Origin of the sequence: Burkholderia latens (genome assembly GCF_902499045.1) — a bacterium.
GTDB lineage: Bacteria > Pseudomonadota > Gammaproteobacteria > Burkholderiales > Burkholderiaceae > Burkholderia > Burkholderia latens.
The window spans coordinates 254,653-273,473 of the sequence record NZ_CABVPL010000001.1; the positions used below are offsets into that span (position 1 = coordinate 254,653).

Consider the following 18,821-nt stretch of genomic DNA (forward strand, 5'->3'; position numbering starts at 1 on the left):
CGCAAGCGACGCGAATGCGCAGGCCGGCCCCGACATCGCTCCCGAACTCGCTTCCGCGCTGACGGCATTTCATCTTGCGTGGGTGCGCGACGTGTACGGCCACGTGCGCATCACCGATTCGACGTTCCTCTACACGCGCGGCATCCCGTTCTTTTCGTCGTTCCTCGAGAACAGTCTGCAGATCCTGAAGGCCGCGCTGCCGGCCGATGCGATCGCACCGTGGTACGGCGAACTGAGCGGCAAGCTCGACGAAGAAGGCGAAGCGCAGCTTGCCGCGTGGGTGGGCCGGTTGAGCGCGAAATCGGCGTCGTCGCGGCAAGGTAACGGGGCCGTGCGGCCAGTGACGATGCGTCGCCGCGCCGGCCGCGTGCTGCGGGCGCGGCGACGCAATCCGCATGCTCAGCGCGTGCTGGTATCGCGCGCGATTTCGCTGATGCACGCGATCCGATACACGCCGTCCTCGACTTCGACGCCGTGCGTATCGTGCGTGAAGCCGGGGAAACGCAGGTCGTACTGCTCGAGCGCCTTCAGATAACCGAGCAGCGGACCATCGGCCGGCCCCGCGTTCTCGCCGGGCATCAGCAGCGGAATGCCCGGCGGATATGGCACGACGCCCGTCGCGACGGTGCGGCCCGCCATCTCCGGCAACGCCAGCATTTCGATGTCGTCGTGCACCAGACGCTCGAACGCGTCGGCCGGGCTGAAGTCGGGCCGCGGCAGCGTCGAGAAGCCGCGCGACATCATCTCGGTCGTCTTCAGGTCGCTCATCGCGCTGAACATCAGGTCGCACAGCTCGCGCAAGCCGAGCTTGCCGTAGCGGTCCGGATAGCGCGCGACGAGTTCCGGCAGCGCCTGCGCGAGCGGCGCGTTCGCGTCGTAGTCGCGCTTGAAATCGAGCAGCGTGTTGACGAGCGTGCCCCACTTGCCTTTCGTCACGCCAAGCGAGAACAGAAACAGTATCGTGAAGTCGGTCGTCTTCTCGACGACGATTCCGTGCCGGTCCAGATACGCGGTGACGACCGACGCCGGAATGCCGACCGGCATCAGCCCGCCGTGCGGCGCGACGCCCGGCGTCACGATCGACACCTTGATCGGATCGAGCATGCAGTAGTCGTCCTCGATGTCGCCGAAGCCGTGCCATGTATCGCCCGGATGCAGCACCCAGCACGACGGATCGGTGACGAGCAGCGTTTCGTCGGCCTCGTGAAAGCGCACGCGCCGGCCCGTCTTGCGGTCGACGACCGTGTCCGGCTGCCAGCCGTTGAAGAACCAGTCGTCGTTCTCCTCGCATTCCGCATGCAGCCGCGCGAGCATCCGGCGGAACGACACGGCCTCGCGGATCGCATCCGTCGTCAGCGCGGCGCCGCCGGGGCCGTCCATCATCGCGGCGCTCACGTCGTTCGACGCGATGATCGCGTAGTTCGGCGACGTCGACGCGTGCATCATGTACGCCTCGTTGAAGCGCGCATGCTCGATCGGGTTGCGGCCGTCGCGGATGTGGATGAACGACGCCTGCGATAGCGCCGCGAGCAGCTTGTGCGTCGATTGCGTCGCGAACACGGTCGGCTTGCTCGCGTCGTGCTGCGCGGGATCGCCGTGCATCGCGTGGCGATCGCGATAGATCGAATTGAAGCGCGCGTAGCCGTACCACGCTTCGTCGAAATGCAACCGGTCGACGCTCTGGCCGAGCAGTTCCTCGACGCGCGCGACGTTGTAGCAGAGTCCGTCGTACGTCGAGTTCGTGATCAGCGCGTGCACCGGCGTCGGATCGATGCCGTCGCGGCCGCGCACGAGCGGATTCGCGTCGATCGCGAGGCGCACGGCGGCGGCCGTGAGCCGCTCCGGCATGATCGGCCCGATGATCCCGTAATGGTTGCGCAACGGGATCAGGTAGGTCGGAATCGCGCCGGACATCGTCATCGCGTGCTCGGCCGACTTGTGGCAGTTGCGGTCGCACAGCGCGACCTGGTTGCGCGTGACGCTCGCCATCAGGATCACGCGGTTCGACATCGACGAGCCGTTCGTCACGTGATACGTGCGGTGCGCACCGAACACGCGCGCCGCGTAGCGTTCGCTTTCGCCGATCGGCCCCGAGTGGTCGAGCAGCGATCCGAGTTCGCCGACCGAGATCGACAGGTCCGAGCGGAACAGCGCCTCGCCGAAGAATTCGAAGTACGCGCGGCCGACCGGCGATTTCAGGAACGCGGTGCCGCCCGTGTGGCCCGGCGTATGCCACGAGTACTCGTACATGCGCGAGAACTGCGCGAGCGCGCGGAACATCGGCGGCAGCACGGTCTCGCGATAGCGTTCGATCGCGGCGACGATCCGGCCGCCGATGAACGCGGTGGTGTCCTCCAGCATCCAGATGAAGTCGTCGGCCTTGCGCATCGCGTCGACCGGGATCGCGGCCGCGCTCGCGCGGCTCGCGAGAAGGAAGACCGGCACCGTCGCGTTGCGCGCGCGCATCGCGTCGAGCACGGCCTGCGCGGGCGCGTGGCCGGCATCGTTGCCGAGTTCCCAGTTGAGCAGCAGGCACTGGATCGCGGGATCGGCGTCGACGACCGCCCGCGCGTCGTCGGCGGAGGTCGCGATCACGACGTCGACGAGCCGCGCGCGCAATTCTTCGGCGAGCGCTGTGGCCGCGCGGCCGGTGGCCGTGCGCTCGTCGATGTCGTGCTGCACGAGCAGCGCCTTCATGCCGAGGCGGCGGAACGCCGGTTGGGTCAAGGAAGCGGTCATGGGTTAGTCCCCCGTTTGCTGGGTTGCCTGGACGTTCGCGGCCGCGGCCGGCGAGCGTGCGTGAAGGATGTCGACCTTGTGTCGGCCCACGGAGATCCAGAAGGTCGCGACGAGCGCGACGATGGTCACGCCGAGCGCGAAATAGCGCACCCAGCGCGGCGAGCGGCCGCCCGGATGAACGTGGGTTTCCTCGATCTCGCGCTGGCGGTTGATCGACAGTTCGTAGAACACGATCGTCGCGATCACGAAGATCAGCGACCAGCGCGTCTGCTGGCCGTCGGAGCCGACCATCGCCCACAGCGCGTAGACGGCGCCGATCAGGCCGACGATCGTGTAGAACGTGAACTGGTGCGGCGGCATCTTGCCGTAGCCGAGCACCTTGATCGCGATGCACGAGTAGATGTACGGCAGCAGCGTCATGATCACGGCGATCGACGCGATCTTGCCGAACTGCTCGCTCGCGCTCGGCGACATCGTCGCGAGCACCTGCACCGACATGATCACCGCGACGATCGCGAGGCCGGCCGACGGCACGTTCTTCGAGTTCACGCGTGCGAACACGCCGGCGAAGAGGCCGTCGTCGGCCGCGGCTTTCGCGGTCTGGCCGACCAGCAGCGTCCACCCCGCGAGCGAGCCGAGGCAGCCGAGCGCCGCGCAGATCGCCACCGCGTTCGCCGCGGTATCGCCGAGCGCGAGGCGCGCGGCATCCGCGAACGGCGCGCTCGATGCGAGCAGCGCCTTGTTCGGGATCATCCCCATGATCACGGTCGAGCTCAGCACGTAGCAGACCGCCGCGAGCACCACGCCGCCGACGGTCGCGATCGGCACGTTGCGCGACGGGTTCTCGACCACGCCGGCCGACACCGACGCGCTTTCGACGCCGATGAACGCCCACAGCGTGAAGTTCAGCGTCGCGCCGATCGCGCTGAAGCTGCTCGTGCCCGACACGTTCCAGCCGGCGAAATACACGTCCTTGCTGAACCAGAACCAGCCGAACACGGCCATCCCGAGGATCGGCACGAGCGCGAAGATCGTCGTGACCGACTGCACGCGGCCGACGACGTTCGGCCCGAGGATGTTCGCGTACGTGAACAGCCAGATCACGAAGATCTGCGCGAGCGCGAACACGAGCGGGTCGCGCAGCATCGGAAAGAAATGCGTCAGATAGCCGATGCCGGCGACCGCGAGGCCGACGTTGCCGAGCACGTTCGCGAGCCAGTAGATCAGGTTCGTCTGGTAGCCGATGTACGGGCCGAACGACTTGCGCGCATACGCGTACGGGCCGCCGGCGGCCGGGTCGATCGCGGCGAGCTTTGCGAACATCAGCGCGAGCGACACGGCGCCGACGACGGTGATCAGCCAGCCGAAGATCGCGATACCGCCGGTGGCGGCGAGGTTCGCGGGCAGCATGAAGACGCCGGAGCCCATCATGTTGCCGGCGACCATCAGCGTGGCGGGGATGACGCCGATTTTCGGCGCGACGGCCGCGGCTGGCGCAGCGGTGGAGCGGGAGGAGGACGAGCTGGCATCGGACATGCGAGGCTCCTTGAAAAGGCGTGATGCGGTCGAGTTGGCGCGGCCCTGCGCCGGTCGGCGGTTCCGGAATGGATCGCCGTTTTATTAAGCGAGGTCATGTTATCTCGTCGATCGGATTTGTAATGGAAAATACCGAAACTAAATTGATTAAACATTGACTTGAATCATTGGGGCGAGCGAAACGATGCCTCGGCGCGAGCTCGTTGAAATCGGCGGCGTGGCGCGGGCGGCTTGCCGGATTCGGGCCTGCAATGCCGCTCTATTGCAAAGTCGGTTGCACGCGGTGTCGGTCGATGATCGTGTATTTTGCCGAATTGGTTAAATCACGTCGGGATGTAAACGACTATTCGATTGACGGTGGTTTTTGATTATTATCAACCGAATTAAAAATGTGCCGCTGGCGAAATATGCGCGGCATGCTGGCGATGGGCAGCTGTTTCGTTCTGGAGAAAGCCGGCGCGGGCGCCGGGACGAGAAGGGGCCGCGGAAAGCGCCCCCGAGGCCAGGCCCATCGGCGTATCATCCGGATTTTCGTCAGCCCCATCCAGGCACCCACCATGACCTCCGTCGACACTACCCCCGTCCTCGACCATGACAAGCTCGTGACCTTCGTCGAGCGCAAGTGGAACGATGAAATCCTTCACGCACTGACCGACTACATCGCGATTCCCGCGAAAAGCCCGGCATTCGACCCCGACTGGGCGAAGCGCGGGTATCTCGAACGGGTCGTCACCGACGCCGCGCAGTGGGCCGAGCGCCAGCCGGTGAAAGGCCTGAAGCTCGAGATCGTACGCTTGCCCGGCCGCACGCCGGTGATCTTCTTCGAAACGCCGGCCACGCGCTCGGGCAGCACCGACACGATCCTGTTGTACGGCCATCTCGACAAGCAGCCCGAATTCGACGGCTGGCGCGCCGACCTCGGCCCGTGGACGCCGAAGCTCGAGAACGGCAAGCTGTACGGCCGCGGCGGCGCGGATGACGGCTACGCGATCTACGCGAGCCTCGCGGCGCTCGGCGCGCTCGACGAGCAGGGCGTCGAACGGCCGCGCTGCGTCGGCCTGATCGAGACCTGCGAGGAGTCGGGCAGCTACGACCTGCTGCCGTACGTCGACGCGCTGCGCGACCGGCTCGGCCAGGTGTCGCTCGTCGTGTGCCTCGATTCGGGCGCCGGCAACTACGACCAGATGTGGCTCACGACGTCGCTGCGCGGGCTCGTGTCCGGCGACCTGCAGGTCGAGGTGCTCGAGGAAGGCGTGCACTCGGGCGTGTTCGGCGGCATCGCGCCGTCGAGCTTCCGCGTGATGCGCCAGCTGTTCGAGCGCCTCGAAGACGCGAAGAACGGCAACCTGCTGCCCAGCGTGTTCCATTGCGAGATTCCCGACAGCCGCGTGCGGGAAGCCGACGCGGCCGCCGCGATTCTCGGCGACGCGGTGTGGAAGGGGCTGCCGTGGGCGTGCGGTGCGGACGGCAAGCCGGTGCTGCCGACCACGACCGATCCGCGCGAGGCGCTGCTGAACTCGACGTGGCGTCCGTCGCTGTCCGTGACCGGTGCGGCCGGGCTGCCGGCGCTCGCCGACGCGGGCAACGTGCTGCGCCCGCGCACCGCGTTCAAGCTGTCGCTGCGCCTGCCGCCGCTCGTCGACGCCGCGCAGGCCGTGCAGCAGCTGAAGGAACTGCTCGAGCTCGACCCGCCGTACAACGCGAAGGTCACGTTCAAGCCGGATGCGGGCGCCGCGACCGGCTGGAGCGCGCCGGATCTCGCACCGTGGCTCGCGTCGTCGCTCGACGCCGCGTCGCGCCGCCATTTCGGCGCGGACTGCGCATACATGGGCCTCGGCGGCACGATCCCATTGATGAACGTGCTGCAGGCCGGCTTCCCGTCCGCGCAGTTCATGGTGTGCGGCGTGCTCGGGCCGAAGTCGAATGCGCACGGCCCCAACGAGTTCCTGCACGTGCCGTACGCGAAGAAGCTGACCGCGGCGGTCGCGGACGTGATCGCGTCCGCGCGCTGAGCGCTCGCGCCGCGTGCCTGTTCCGCCCGATCCGACCGGATTCAACCCGACCTGACGGAGCCTTGCCGATGACCGCGCTGCCGACATCCGATACCGACGTGCTTCGCATGCGCGCCGAACCGCTGCACGCATTCGTCGCGGCGCTGTGGGAGCGGGCCGGCAGCAGCGAGCGCGAGGCGCGGCTCGTCGCCGATCACCTGGTCGGCGCGAACCTCGCCGGGCACGATTCGCACGGGATCGGGATGATCCCGAACTACGTCGCGTCATGGCGGGAAGGGCAACTGCAACTGAACGGGCACGCGTCGATCGTTCGCGACGGCGGCGCAGTGCTGACCATCGATGGCGGCCGCGGCTTCGGCCAGGTGATCGCGTTCGAGGCAATGGTCGAAGGGATCGAGCGCGCGCGGCGCATGGGCATCTGCGCGATCGGGCTGCGCGATGTCCATCACCTCGGCCGCATCGGGCACTGGGCCGAGCAATGCGCGCGTTCGGGGCTCGTGTCGTTCCATTTCGTCAACGTACCCGGCGACTTGCTGGTCGCGCCGCTGCACGGCACCGATCCGCGTTTCGGCACGAATCCGTTCTGCGCTGCGTATCCGCGCGCGGGCCGGCCGCCGCTGCTGCTCGACTTCGCGACGAGCGCGATCGCGTATGGCAAGACGCGCGTCGCATACAACCAAGGCAAGCGCGTGCCGGCCGGATCGCTGATCGATCATCGCGGCCAGCCGACCGACGATCCGGCCGTGATGCACGAACAGCCATTCGGTTCGCTGCTGCCGTTCGGCCTGCACAAAGGCTATGCGCTGGCCGCGATGTGCGAGATCTTCGGCGGCGCGCTGGTGGGCGGGCATACGACCTACGGCGACACGCTGCAGAAGACGAGCGCGATCGTCAACGGGATGCTGTCGGTGCTGATCGATCCGAACGCGTTCGATGCCGCCGACGCGGAGCGTGAAGCCGACGCGTTCGTCGCGTGGGCGAAGGCGTCGCCGCAGGCGTGCGACGTGCCGGTGCAGATGCCCGGCGAGCCGGAGGAAGCGAGCCGCGCCGCGCGCGGTGCACAAGGCATTCCGGTCGATCGTGCGACGTGGCGGCAGATCCGCGAAAGCGCGGCGGCCGTCGGCTTCGGCGACGCGGAACTTGATACGTGGACGCAGTGCTGCACCGGCGCTGCGTGACGACCCGACGCAACGCAACGGCACGACAGGACAATCGATGGGCTGGCAGGCTGACAAGGCGCACGGCGAAGAGATCGCCTATCAGATCGCGGGCCTCGGCCGCGTCGACGTCACGCGGTTCTTCAGCGGCGCGGCGATGCGGCTCGACGGCGTGATGTTCGGGTTTCTCGCGCGCGGATCGCTGTTTCTGCGTGTCGATGACGTGAACCGGCCCGCGTTCGTCGCGGCGGGGATGGGGCCGTTTTCATACGCGGGGCGCACGCGCACCGTCGCGCTCGAAGGCTATTACGAAACGCCGGCCGACGTGCTCGAGGATGCCGGCGCGCTGTTCGACTGGTGTCGCGGCGCATATCGCGCGGCGTTGCTGGCCGGGGCGCCGAAGCGCAACGCGAAGGCGGTTCGGGCGCGGGATCCGGGCGCGGCGTCGCGCACCGCACGAAAGCGCGCACCGAAGCCGGCGCCGACGCCGCTGCATGTGCCGGAATCCGAAGTGGCTGCGACATCGGCTCCGAAGCGTGTGAAGAAGAACGGTGCGTCGAAGCCGGTGAAAGCGCCGGAATCCGAACCGGCATCAAAAGCCGCACTGAAGCGTCGGACGACGGCGAAACCGGCGCCGACGTCGCGGTCCGAGCTACGCACGGCTGCAGCGTCGAAACCGGCAGCGAAGCGGAGCGCGAAACCGCCCGCGAAACCGCCCGCAAAGGCGGTGGCAAAACCCGCATCGAAACCGGCCGTGCAATCCGTGCCCAAGCGCAAGCGTCCGTAGCTCTGCCACGGCGCGGGATTTCCGTGGTCTTTTCTTTCCGATTCATCGATTCGTCAGTCGTCGCGCGATGCGTGCGAAACGCGCCGCCGACTTCCGATACACGAAAACAGAAACGCGGCCGCCCGCATATTCCCGAAGCTTCACAACGGCGGCCGTGGCGTTTATGATCGGCGCGGATCGCGCCCGCGTCCGGCGCGGCTCGTGCCGGCCCTGACAGCGGCCCCGCGAACGGCGCATCGAACGCCGCGCGGCATGTCCCCCACTCATCGTTCCTGTCGGAGACAACCGATGCTCGTCCTGATTCTCGGCTTAGCGGTCTTCCTCGGTGTGCACTCGATTCGGATCGTGGCCGACGGCTGGCGTGCCGCGATGATCGCGCGCATCGGCGAGAAGCGCTGGAAGGCGGGCTATTCGATCGCGTCGGTCATCGGCTTCGTGCTGATCATCCGCGGCTACGCGGTCGCGCGCGAGAATGCGACGCTGCTGTGGGTAACGCCCGTCGGCGTCCGTCACCTGACGGGCATGCTGACCGCGGTCGCGTTCGTGCTGATCGCCGCGTCGTACGTGCCGCGCAACCGGATCAAGACGCTCGCCGGGCATCCGATGGTCGCCGGCGTGATGGTGTGGGCCGTCGCGCACCTGCTCGTCAACGGCACCGTGCATGCGGCCGTGCTGTTCGGTGCGTTCTTCGTGTGGTCGCTCATCCTGTTCATCGTGTCGCGCACGCGCGATCGTCGCGACGGCATCCGCTATCCTGCCGGACGTCTGTCCGGTGACGTCGCCGCCATCGCGGCCGGGCTCATCGCGTGGGCGGTATTCGCGTTGTTTCTGCACGGCCCGCTGATCGGCGTGCGGCCGTTTGGTTGAGCGCGCGCCATGCAACGCGGCATGGCGAGATATCCGACCTTGCGGATTACTGATCAATCGAGATCGTTGCAGTGAAACGTAAGCCGCGACGGCGCCGCAATGCGTGTGCGTCAGATCGGCTTGACGAACAGCCCGATGGTCAGCGCGACGCCGATGCAGACGATCGCGATTCGCAGCACGCGCTCGTTCACGCGGTGCAGTGCCCACGCGCCGAGCAGGCCGCCGACGATCGCACCGCCGCCGAGCGCAATTGCCGCGCGCCAGTGCAGGTGCGGCGACGTGACGAACAGCACGACGGCCGACGCATTCATCACGCCCGCGAGCGCATTCTTGGTGGACATCGCGTGACGCGGCGGCAGGCCGGCCATCGTCAGCGCGGCCATCATCAGGAATCCGATGCCGCCGCCGAAGTAACCGCCGTAGATCGCGATCAGAAACTGCGAGATGCCAGCCGCGACGGGGCCGAGATGCTGCGTGCCCGCGCCCGGCTTGCGGAAGAAACTGCCCCACGCGAACACGATCGTCGCGAACAACACGAGCCACGGCACCAGGTGCGAGAAGATCGACGATGGGGTTTTCAGCAGCAGCAGGCCGCCGAGCGCACCGCCGACCACGCTGATCGCGAACAGCGCGCGAAACGGCAGCTTTCCGACGCCGCTCACCATGTTGCGGCTCGCCCAACCCGTCGTGACCTGACCGGGGAACAGTGCGACGGTCGACGTGATGTTCGCCGCGAGCGGCGACATCCCGGATACGATCAGCGCGGGCAGCGTGACGAACGAGCCGCCGCCGGCGAGAGCGTTCTGCAGGCCGGCCCACAGGCCGGCAACGATGATGAGAGCGAGCACGATCGATTGATCCGGAATATCCAACCTTGAAACGCTGATGACCCAGCCCGCCGTGCGGGGATGCACGATGGTAATTCAGGACCGCCGCGCACGCACGCGTTATCCGGGCCACTGCGGCACTGGCCGGCGGCGGGGAGAAATGTGCCGCGATTATTTCTCGTCAGGATTCAATGTCTCGGAAATGGAATTGGTTATATCCGGGTGGGATTTTACGGATTTGGTTTGGAGAGAGCGCTTCGCGATATGAGTTGACGTGGTTTCAGTAACAACTGAATTGAATTTTTGGATCCCGACAGAGCGAATAGCCGTAAGGGAGTTACCGTCGGGCACGAGCGTGTCCATCGGTGTCGAGCTTACAGAAGGTTGAGAACGCAAGTCCTTGCTTCGACGGCAAACCGGTCGAACGCGCGATCGGCCTGGACGCGCCGGCGCCCGCGTGGCCGGCGCGCGTGCTGATCGTGCACGAGCGGGCCGCGCGACGTGACGAGCGCGTCGACGGCTACCTGTGCGCCAGACCCGACACGTGGCTGCACGATCTGTTCTCCGCGCAATGGAAAGTGGTCGGTGTTCGCGAACCTCGACGAAGTCGCGGTCGGCGAAGGCAAGGTCACGCCGGCCTCGAAAGGGCAGGTCATCCAGAGTCTCGAAGGCGGCATCCTGTCGGAGCTGGCGGTGCGCGAAGGCGACGTCGTGGATGCAGGCCAGCGGCTCGCGACGCTGGATCCGGTGCTCGCGCGCTCGTCGATGGAGGAAACGCTCGAGCGGATTACCGCATTGCAGGGGCGCGCCGCGCGGCTGTATGCGGAGATGAACGACCTGCCCGGCATCGAATTTCCGGCGGAACTGGCGAACGAGAAGGCCGTGACCGGGCGTGAGCGTCAGTTGTTCGTCGCGAACCGCCGCGCGTTTCGCGAAAACGTCGCGAACCTGCGCGAACAGCTGCGCCTCGCCGAGGACGAACTCCGCATTGCGTTGCCGCTGCTGAAAACCGGCGCGACCAACGAGGTCGAGGTGCTGAGGCTGCGCCAGAAGGCCGCCGAATTTTCCACGAAGCTCGCGTCAGCGCAGAGCGAGTATTACGTCGCGCTGAAAGCCGATTATTCGAAGACGATGGCCGATCTCGAGCCGCTGCTGAAGGTTCGCGAAGGGCGTGCCGACCAGTTGCGGCGAACCGTGATTCGCGCGCCGGCCCGCGGCATCGTGAAGGACATTCGCGTGTCCACGGTCGGCGGCGTGATTCCGCCGGGCGGCATGCTGATGGAAATCGTGCCGCTCGACGACCAGTTGCTGATCGAGGCACGGCTCAGCCCTCGCGACATCGCGTTCATCCATCCGGGGCAGGAGGCGACCGTGAAGATCACGGCGTTCGAGCCGTCGATCTACGGGTCGCTGCCCGCGAAGGTCGAGCGGATTTCGCCCGACACGATCGAGGACCAGGTCGACCGGCGCGTGTACTACTACCGGGTCTACGTGCTCACGCGGCACGCGTATCTGGAAACCCGCGACGGCAAGCGGCATCCGATCCTGCCGGGGATGGTCGCGACCGCGGAGATTCGCACCGGGCGCCGCACCGTGTTCGACTACCTCGTCAAGCCGTTGAACCGCGCGGCCGAGGCGCTGCGCGAACGCTGACGCGCAGCGCGCGCGGCCGGTCACGCGTGCGGCGCCGCATCACCGCTGTCGCCGACATCCGGGTAGACGATCGTGCCGTCGTCGCGGATCACCGCGCCGGCCGTGAGCCGCGCGGGTTCGACGCGGCTCTTGCCCATGATGTGCAGCACCGTTTCGCCGCGTGCGATCAGATAGTCGGACACGATGCGCCGATGACAGCGCCACCACACGGCTTCCGAGCACATGATCGCGCAGCGCCGCCGATGCCCTCGCGCGATCAGCTCGTCGAGGCCCGTCCGAAACTCGGGCGACAGCGCGTAGTCTGCATAGCGATGGAAGCTGCGGTTGGTCCAGAAGCCGTTGACTTCGGCGAGCACGCCGTGCGACTTGGCGCGCAGCCCGCCGAGTGCCGCGATGTGCGCGTACCGGATGTCGGCCGCGGCCAGTGCATCGGGCAGTGTCGCTTCATTGAACTGCGGATTCGTACGCGAGCGCGTCATCTTCCGGATATCGGCGAGCAGCGCGACGTCGACCGCATCGAGCATCTCGACGAACTCGTCGAGCGTGCGGTTCGAGTGGCCGATGGTGTAAAACGGCAGCGTCACGCGTCGTCCTTGCCGGTGATGCGTTCGAGCACGCGGCCGCGATGCGCGGCAATGTGGTCCGTACGGTCGCTCTTGATCTCGTATTGCGGATCGTCGGGCGACGCGCGGTGGCGATGGCCGTTGTAGTCGAAATCCTTCGTATGGATCGCGACGATCCTGCCGGTCACGTAACCGGCTTCGGAATTCCAGCGGACGTGGTCGCCTAGCTTGAACGGGGTGGTCATGCCGGGAGCCTCCTTGCATCGGTGCGGTGTTGTCGTCTTCCGTGGCATGCTTATTATCGGCGCCGGACGCGCACGGAAAAAGATGCAGACGGCGGCGCAAGCGGCATGCGGGGGCCAGAGCGGCGCAGCAGGTAAAGCAGGACGACGGGCGGGTGTGAGGCCTGCCCCGGACGCTCAGATTCGAACACGCACGACGAGCGGGGCGTGATAGCGAGATCGGTGCGCGGGGGTATCGAGGGTTTCTTTGATGTGCCGTGCCGCGATGCGATTCGCGGCACGGCACCCGAGGCGCGCTTACTCGCCGAGCTTCGCAGTCACGCAGCCGGTGCTCGCACATTCGCGCTCGCGTTCGCGCAGGAACGTCAAACGCGATTGCGTGAGGTCGATCGCGCACTGCAGGTTCACGAGATAGCCGTCGTCGCGGGTTTCGCTGCAGCGGTCATCGCGCTGCTTCATCCATGCGAGTTGCCCCGTCTTCAGCTTCGCCTGCTGGTCGCCGCTCAGCAGCTTGCGCACGCGGCCGTATTCGTCGTTCAGTTCGCGGTCGACCTGAGAAAACTCGTTGCTGCTGCAGTACACCTGATCGAATGCGCTGCGCGGTTTCCCGCAACCGGCCGCGTGCGCGGCGAACGGCACGGCGAGCGCGAGCAGTGCACAGGATGCAAGCAGATTCTTCTTCTTCATGATGGTGCTCCTCACTGGGTGAAAACCGTTGAAACCGGCCGGCACTGCCGTTACCGGGCGGCCGTACATGCATCGATGCCGCCTGCGATCGCGGCGGCCAGACGCTGGATCGTCTCGCGTTGCGCGAGCCGCTTTTCCTCATCGGGATTGACGATTACGCCGGCTTCGACCAGCACGGCCGGAATCGGCGCGGTGCGCAGCACGACGAGATCGTCGAAGCGGTGGATGCCGAGTTGCGGATCGATCAGCGGGCGGTTCTCGCCCTTGATCGGCTGCGCGTGATACAGCGACGGCCGTTCGCCGGCCGCGACCAGCCGCCCGGCGATCGACTTCGCGCAGCGCAGGCTTTCCGCGTAATGCGGATTGCGTTCCGACACGAACACCGCGAAGCCGCGGAATTCGCGTTGCCGGCCGGCGTCGATGAACTGCTGCTGCATCGAATCGTGATGGATCGACACGAACAGGTTCGCATCGGGCGCCTGCGTCGAACGCTGGTCGAGCGCGATCTCGCGGCCGTCGGCGGACGTGCGCAGCACGCGATCGCCGTGCGCGACGAGCTTGTCGGCAACAGCGGTGGACAGGTCGAGGTTGTACCGGTACTCGACACGGCCGCTTGCGCTGGTTGCACCGGGATGGGCCGGCGTATGGCCGGTATCGACGACGATGTAGCTGGCCGACGCCGATTGCGCATCGGGACTTGCGGCATCGGCCGCGGGCAGCGCCAGCGAGGCGCCGAGCAGCGGCGCGCATGCGAGTACGCGCACGGCGGCGCGCGCGAACGGGCGAAGGCGTCGGGCGGTTCGGTTTGTCATTGTTGTTGTCGAGGAGGGCATACGGCGCGTCGCATGGCGCGGCGCCATCGGCCTGCTCAATGCAGTCGGAATGTCGCGCGATTATAGCCGTTGCCGGCGGCGCGGCAATAAGCGCACGGTGTCGCGGCAGTGGACGCGTTCATCTGCAGTGCCGCGCACGCGGCCGTTGCGGTCGACGCGATTGCCGCCGCGCGCGGCACGCACGCTCAGGGCCGGCAACGGGTCGCACGCGGCGTCGCGTGAGCGGCGCTCAGTGCGGCAGCGCTTCCGCTTCGGCCCAGCGCTTGAACGAGTCGAGACGCCGGCGCGTGTGCACGAGATAGAACGCGCCGATCAGCGGTTCGAGCAGCCAGCGCAGCCATGCCGGCTGCGCGCGGAACTGATAGGTGAACTTGACTTCGGTCGAGCCCGGCGCACGTTCGGTGAAATTCCAGCAGCCGCTGAAGCGTTCGAGCACCTTCGGCCCGTCGACCATCTCGATGGCCGCGACCTGCGGCGGGCGATACGAGATGTAGCGCGACACCATCGTCGCGCCCGACTGGCTGCGGCAGAACGCATCGACGCCGACGTCGGCCGCCATGCCGTCGAGCAGATAGGCGTCGGTGAGGAAGCTGTCCCACACGAGCCGACGCGCGTAGTCCTGCGACCACGTGAAGAGGCGTCTGCGATCGACGCCGACGATCCGGCTGACTGAGATCCTCATGATGGCGCGCGCAACGGCTCGGATTGGGATGAAATCGAGTGTAACCCGCCAAAAACCGGCGTTTCGTCAGACTTCGTCAAGTCGAGCGCGTGCTCGATTGACCTTCTACGGGAATTCCCCTACGATGGATTCCATACCTTCGGGAAAGACCCGAAGCGTTTCAATCTCTTGAGGGAGCCTCATGAGTACGCAACAGAACCGGCGCTTCGACGCGCTCGTCTTCATTGGTCGTTTCCAGCCTCCGCATCGTGGGCACCTGAACGTGCTGAAGTCCGCACTGAGCCGGGCCGAGCGCGTGTGCGTTCTGATCGGCTCGACCGACAAGCCCCGCACCATCAAGGATCCGTTCTCGTTCGACGAGCGCCGCCAGATGCTGGCTTCGCTGCTCGATCCGTCCGAGCGAGAGCGCGTGACGGTCGCACCTGTGCAGGATTCGACGTACAACGACGGCGACTGGGTGCGCTGGGTGCAGGACGCGGTGGCCGCCGCGCTCGGCGACGTCGCGCAGCGCAAGGTCGGGCTGATCGGCCACGAGAAGGACGCGACGTCGTACTACCTGCGGATGTTTCCGCAATGGGAGCTCGTCGACGTCGATGCGGCGGAAGACATCTCCGCCACCGAGATCCGCGACCAGTATTTCGCGGAACGCACCAACAGCTTCGTGCAATGGGCGGTGCCGGAACCCGTGTTCGGCTGGCTCGAGCGCTTCCGCACGCAGCCGGAATTCGCGCAGCTGAAGGCCGAGGCCGAATTCATCGCGGGCTATCGCAAGGCATGGTCGGCTGCGCCGTATCCGGTCACGTTCGTGACGGTCGACGCGGTGGTCGTGCACTCGGGCCATATTCTGCTGGTGCGCCGGCGCAGCGAACCGGGCCGCGGGCTGTGGGCGCTGCCGGGCGGGTTCGTGAACCAGGACGAACGGCTCGACGCGGCGTGCATCCGCGAGCTGCGCGAGGAAACCGGCCTGAAGTTGCCGGAGCCGGTGCTGCGCGGCTCGATCAAGGATCGCCAGGTATTCGATCACCCGACTCGCTCGCTGCGCGGCCGCACGATCACGCACGCGTGCCTGTTCAACTTCCCGACCGGCGAGTTGCCGCGCGTGAAGGGCAGCGACGACGCCGACAAGGCGCGCTGGGTGCCGCTCAACGAATTCGCGCAGATGCGCAACGTGATGTTCGAGGATCACTTCGAGATCGCGTATCACTTCCTGGGGAAACTGTGATCCGCTGATTCCCCGGATTCGGTCCGCCGCGACAGACGCGGCGGCACTTCAACGGCCTAGAGGAGCTCTAGCCATGCAAAACGATCCCGGCGGCTTTGCCGCGGTTCTCGCCAATCCGATCCTCAACACGGATTCGTACAAGGCATCCCACTTCCTTCAATATCCGCCCGACGCGCAGGCGATGTTCTCGTACGTCGAATCGCGCGGCGGCCGCTACGACTGCACGCTGTTCTTCGGCCTTCAGATGCTGCTGAAGGCGTATCTGTGCCGGCCCGTCACGCACGCAATGATCGACGAAGCGCGCGATTTCTTCGCGGTGCACGGCGAGCCGTTCAACGAGGACGGCTGGCGCCATATCGTCGCGCATTACGACGGCTACCTGCCGGTGAAGATTCGCGCGGTGCCCGAAGGGTCGATCGTGCCCGTGCACAACGTGCTGATGACGATCGAATGCGACGATCCGAAGGTGTTCTGGCTTGCGTCGTATCTGGAGACGATGCTGCTGCGCGTGTGGTATCCGGTGACGGTCGCGACGCGCAGCTGGCACCTGCGACAGACGATCCGCCGCTTCCTCGAAAAGACCGACGACGATGTCGCGCAGTTGCCGTTCAAGCTGCACGACTTCGGCGCGCGCGGCGTATCGAGTGCCGAGTCGGCCGCGATCGGCGGCGCGGCGCATCTCGTGAGCTTCATGGGCTCGGACACGGTGCTCGGCGTCCTCGCCGCGAACCGCTTCTATCGCGAGCCGATGGCCGCGTACTCGGTGCCGGCGGCCGAGCACAGCACGATCACGTCGTGGGGGCGTGAGCACGAAGCCGATGCGTATCGGAACATGATCGGCCGTTTCGGTCTGCCCGGCGCCATCGTGTCGGTTGTATCGGATTCCTACGATTTGTTCGCCGCGCTCGACATGTGGGGCGGCCCGCTGCGTCAGGCGGTGATCGATTCCGGCGCGACGCTCGTCGTGCGTCCCGATTCGGGCGACCCCGTGACGATCGTGCTGCAGACCATGCGCGCGCTCGATGCGTCGTTCGGCTCGACCGTGAACGGCAAGGGGCGGCGCGTGCTCAACCACGTGCGCGTGATCCAGGGCGACGGCGTCGACGAGCAGTCGATCGACGCGATCCTCGTCGCGCTGGACGACGCGGGTTATGCGGCTGGCAACGTCGTGTTCGGCATGGGCGGCGCGCTGCTGCAGCGGGTCAATCGCGATACGCAACGCTTCGCGATGAAGTGTTCGGCGATCCGGCGCGGCGGCGTATGGCACGACGTCAGCAAGGATCCGGTCACGGATCGGGGCAAGCGCTCGAAGAAGGGGCGGCTGACGTTGCTGCGCAACCGGCGCACGGGCGCGTATCGGACGGTGGCGCTGCCGGTCGCGTGGGACGATCGGGCGCTCGAAGGCGAATGGGACGATGCGTTGGAAACGGTGTTCGATACCGGCCGGCTGCTCGTCGATGCGACGTTCGCCGAGGTGCGGGCGAGGGCGCACGCGGCGGAGGTTTGAGCGTTGGCGTCGGGGCGGTCGTTCGCCCCGACGCCTTCGCGTGTCACCGTTCGTCGGCCAGCGTGCGTCCGACGCGTTCCGCGGCCCGTGCCGTCTCCATCGCCCGCGCCAGCGCATCGAACACTGCCGGCCCCTTGCAGCGCGACACGTTGAAGCGCATGAACGACGTCGCGCTGCGCGACGCGCTGAACACATCGCCGGGCGCGAGCACCACGTCATCGTCGAGCGCATGGCGGGCGACCCTCGCCGCATCGAGCCCGTCCGGCAACTCCGCCCAAACGAACAAACCGCCGCGCGGCTCCGTCCAGATCCGGAGTCCTGCCCGCACGAGCCGCCGGATCGTTTCGCCCATCGCATCGGCCAGTTGCGCGCGCAAGCCGTCGAGATGGCGCCGGTACGTACCGTCGACCAGCAGCCGGTGCACGACGTTCGCGCCGATCTGCGCATTGCCGAACGACGTCGCGAGCTTCAGATCGACGAGCGCGTCGATCCATTCGGGCCGCGCGGCGACATAGCCGCAGCGGATCGCAGCCGACAGCGTCTTCGAGAAGCTGCCGATCGACACCACGCGCGACAACCCGTCGAAGGCCGCCAACCGCGGCGCGGGCGTGCTCTCGAAATCCGCGAAGATGTCGTCCTCGACGATCAGCAGCCCATGCTCCGCCGCCAGCGTCAGCAGCCGATGCGCAACGGGCGGCGCGAGCGTCGCGCCGGTCGGGTTGTGCAGCGCCGCGTTGGTGATGTACAGGCGTGGCCGGTGTTCGGCGAGCACCTGCTCGAAGCGCGCAAGATCGGGGCCGTTCGGCGTATACGGCACGCTGACGATTCGCGCGCGATGCGCGCGCAGCAGCGCCTGGAAGTTGAAGTAGCACGGATCGTCGAGCACGACGGTGTCGCCCGGCTCGAGCAGCAGCCGGCACACGAGATCGAGCGCATGCGTGCCGCCGTCGGTCAGCATGATCTGTGCGGGCTCCGCGTGAATGCCGTGCTGCGCGAGGCGCCATGCGAGCTGCTGGCGCAGCGCGGGCAACCCGAGCGGCGTCGCGTAGTCGGTCAGCGCATCGGGTTCGTCGCGCGACACCGCGCGCAGCGCGCGGCGCAGGCTCTCGTCCGGCAGCCACGACGGCGGCAGCCAGCCGCAGCCGGGCTTCACCGAGCCCGGCGCCGCTTCGAGCGACTGGCGCGACAACCACAGAGGATCGAGTTCGCGATCGAGGCGCGGGCCGAGCTCCGCGAGCGCGAGCGGCGGCGCATGGCCCGACACGTAGAAGCCGGAGCCGCGCCGCGCGACGAGCACGCCTTCGCTCGCGAGCCGCTCGTACGCGTCGACGACGGTCGACTTCGACACGTGCAGCGCGTCGGCCATCATCCGGATCGACGGCACGCGCGCACCGGGCATCAGCGCGCGGCTCGCGATTCGCGCGCGCAGCGTGTCCATCACGGTTTCCACACGCGTGCGCGACGGCGCGGGCGGGGCAGCGGTTTGCACGGAACGGCTCATGGCTGA

The 18,821-nt window shown here is 67.1% G+C and carries 15 protein-coding genes and 1 pseudogene; 7 read left to right on the plus strand and 9 right to left on the minus strand.

The annotated features are described in order from the left end of the window. Window positions 1–399 precede the first annotated feature (399 nt). On the minus strand, window positions 400–2,739 hold the full coding sequence (locus tag BSE24067_RS01155) for an Orn/Lys/Arg family decarboxylase (RefSeq protein ID WP_151065931.1): 2,340 nt from the start codon (window positions 2,737–2,739) through the stop codon (window positions 400–402). 3 nt (window positions 2,740–2,742) lie between these two features. Continuing rightward, entirely contained in the window at window positions 2,743–4,275 is a 1,533-nt protein-coding gene (adiC, locus tag BSE24067_RS01160) for an arginine/agmatine antiporter (protein ID WP_151065932.1), read from the minus strand. 557 nt (window positions 4,276–4,832) lie between these two features. Between adiC and BSE24067_RS01165 the strand changes: the two genes are divergently transcribed. From BSE24067_RS01165 to BSE24067_RS01180, 4 genes are all read left to right on the plus strand, one after another. After that, a complete protein-coding gene (locus BSE24067_RS01165; protein ID WP_151065934.1) occupies window positions 4,833–6,287 on the plus strand; it encodes a M20 family metallopeptidase in 1,455 nt (484 codons plus the stop codon). A gap of 68 nt (window positions 6,288–6,355) precedes the next feature. Continuing rightward, a complete protein-coding gene (locus BSE24067_RS01170) occupies window positions 6,356–7,465 on the plus strand; it encodes a malate/lactate/ureidoglycolate dehydrogenase (RefSeq protein WP_151065935.1) in 1,110 nt (369 codons plus the stop codon). 37 nt (window positions 7,466–7,502) lie between these two features. Beyond that, window positions 7,503–8,231: a TfoX/Sxy family protein gene (locus BSE24067_RS01175; RefSeq protein WP_151065936.1), complete on the plus strand. Its 729-nt coding sequence runs from the start codon at window positions 7,503–7,505 to the stop codon at window positions 8,229–8,231. A 288-nt stretch (window positions 8,232–8,519) separates the two neighbouring features. Then, complete coding sequence (locus tag BSE24067_RS01180; protein WP_151065937.1) at window positions 8,520–9,098, plus strand: NnrU family protein; 579 nt, start codon at window positions 8,520–8,522, stop codon at window positions 9,096–9,098. A 110-nt stretch (window positions 9,099–9,208) separates the two neighbouring features. Here the strand turns inward: BSE24067_RS01180 and BSE24067_RS01185 are convergent, their stop codons facing one another. Further along, window positions 9,209–9,946 (minus strand): sulfite exporter TauE/SafE family protein, encoded by a 738-nt coding sequence (locus BSE24067_RS01185; RefSeq protein WP_151065938.1) that lies wholly within the window; start codon window positions 9,944–9,946, stop codon window positions 9,209–9,211. Window positions 9,947–10,504: 558 nt separating this feature from the next. Here BSE24067_RS01185 and BSE24067_RS01190 point away from each other — a divergent pair. After that, window positions 10,505–11,578: pseudogene (locus BSE24067_RS01190) on the plus strand (beta-barrel domain-containing protein); the annotation flags it as partial. Between the two features lie 20 nt (window positions 11,579–11,598). On the opposite strand, the gene BSE24067_RS01195 reads toward BSE24067_RS01190, so the two are convergent. From BSE24067_RS01195 to BSE24067_RS01215, 5 genes are all read right to left on the minus strand, one after another. Beyond that, window positions 11,599–12,162 carry a DUF488 domain-containing protein gene (locus BSE24067_RS01195; protein WP_151065939.1) on the minus strand — a complete coding sequence of 188 codons (564 nt, stop codon included), beginning with the start codon at window positions 12,160–12,162 and terminating at the stop codon, window positions 11,599–11,601. Next, window positions 12,159–12,386 (minus strand): hypervirulence associated TUDOR domain-containing protein, encoded by a 228-nt coding sequence (locus BSE24067_RS01200; protein ID WP_151065940.1) that lies wholly within the window; start codon window positions 12,384–12,386, stop codon window positions 12,159–12,161. The genes BSE24067_RS01195 and BSE24067_RS01200 overlap by 4 nt, the downstream gene beginning before the upstream one ends. Before the next feature lie 294 nt (window positions 12,387–12,680). Continuing rightward, window positions 12,681–13,070, minus strand: a complete 390-nt coding sequence (locus BSE24067_RS01205; protein WP_151065941.1) for a lysozyme inhibitor LprI family protein — start codon at window positions 13,068–13,070, stop codon at window positions 12,681–12,683. A 50-nt stretch (window positions 13,071–13,120) separates the two neighbouring features. Beyond that, complete coding sequence (locus BSE24067_RS01210) at window positions 13,121–13,882, minus strand: N-acetylmuramoyl-L-alanine amidase family protein (RefSeq protein ID WP_151065942.1); 762 nt, start codon at window positions 13,880–13,882, stop codon at window positions 13,121–13,123. Window positions 13,883–14,132: 250 nt separating this feature from the next. Next, window positions 14,133–14,585, minus strand: coding sequence for an SRPBCC family protein (locus BSE24067_RS01215; RefSeq protein WP_151065943.1), 453 nt, complete (start codon window positions 14,583–14,585; stop codon window positions 14,133–14,135). Between the two features lie 181 nt (window positions 14,586–14,766). Between BSE24067_RS01215 and BSE24067_RS01220 the strand changes: the two genes are divergently transcribed. Both BSE24067_RS01220 and BSE24067_RS01225 read left to right on the plus strand, forming a co-directional pair. After that, a complete protein-coding gene (locus BSE24067_RS01220; RefSeq protein WP_151065944.1) occupies window positions 14,767–15,807 on the plus strand; it encodes a bifunctional nicotinamide-nucleotide adenylyltransferase/Nudix hydroxylase in 1,041 nt (346 codons plus the stop codon). A 73-nt stretch (window positions 15,808–15,880) separates the two neighbouring features. Next, a complete protein-coding gene (locus BSE24067_RS01225) occupies window positions 15,881–17,314 on the plus strand; it encodes a nicotinate phosphoribosyltransferase (RefSeq protein ID WP_151065945.1) in 1,434 nt (477 codons plus the stop codon). Between the two features lie 43 nt (window positions 17,315–17,357). On the opposite strand, the gene BSE24067_RS01230 is transcribed toward BSE24067_RS01225, so the two are convergent. After that, window positions 17,358–18,815, minus strand: a complete 1,458-nt coding sequence (locus BSE24067_RS01230; RefSeq protein ID WP_174904671.1) for an aminotransferase-like domain-containing protein — start codon at window positions 18,813–18,815, stop codon at window positions 17,358–17,360. Between the last annotated feature and the right edge of the window lie 6 nt (window positions 18,816–18,821).

Bases quoted from the DNA above. Each gene is read 5' to 3' on its own strand.
- BSE24067_RS01155 (WP_151065931.1), bottom strand. From the start codon at position 2,739: ATGACCGCTTCCTTGACCCAACCGGCGTTCCGCCGCCTCGGCATGAAG.
- adiC (WP_151065932.1), bottom strand. From the start codon at position 4,275: ATGTCCGATGCCAGCTCGTCCTCCTCCCGCTCCACCGCTGCGCCAGCC.
- BSE24067_RS01165 (WP_151065934.1), top strand. From the start codon at position 4,833: ATGACCTCCGTCGACACTACCCCCGTCCTCGACCATGACAAGCTCGTG.
- BSE24067_RS01170 (WP_151065935.1), top strand. From the start codon at position 6,356: ATGACCGCGCTGCCGACATCCGATACCGACGTGCTTCGCATGCGCGCC.
- BSE24067_RS01175 (WP_151065936.1), top strand. From the start codon at position 7,503: ATGGGCTGGCAGGCTGACAAGGCGCACGGCGAAGAGATCGCCTATCAG.
- BSE24067_RS01180 (WP_151065937.1), top strand. From the start codon at position 8,520: ATGCTCGTCCTGATTCTCGGCTTAGCGGTCTTCCTCGGTGTGCACTCG.
- BSE24067_RS01200 (WP_151065940.1), bottom strand. From the start codon at position 12,386: ATGACCACCCCGTTCAAGCTAGGCGACCACGTCCGCTGGAATTCCGAA.
- BSE24067_RS01205 (WP_151065941.1), bottom strand. From the start codon at position 13,070: ATGAAGAAGAAGAATCTGCTTGCATCCTGTGCACTGCTCGCGCTCGCC.
- BSE24067_RS01210 (WP_151065942.1), bottom strand. From the start codon at position 13,882: ATGACAAACCGAACCGCCCGACGCCTTCGCCCGTTCGCGCGCGCCGCC.
- BSE24067_RS01215 (WP_151065943.1), bottom strand. From the start codon at position 14,585: ATGAGGATCTCAGTCAGCCGGATCGTCGGCGTCGATCGCAGACGCCTC.
- BSE24067_RS01220 (WP_151065944.1), top strand. From the start codon at position 14,767: ATGAGTACGCAACAGAACCGGCGCTTCGACGCGCTCGTCTTCATTGGT.
- BSE24067_RS01225 (WP_151065945.1), top strand. From the start codon at position 15,881: ATGCAAAACGATCCCGGCGGCTTTGCCGCGGTTCTCGCCAATCCGATC.
- BSE24067_RS01230 (WP_174904671.1), bottom strand. From the start codon at position 18,815: ATGAGCCGTTCCGTGCAAACCGCTGCCCCGCCCGCGCCGTCGCGCACG.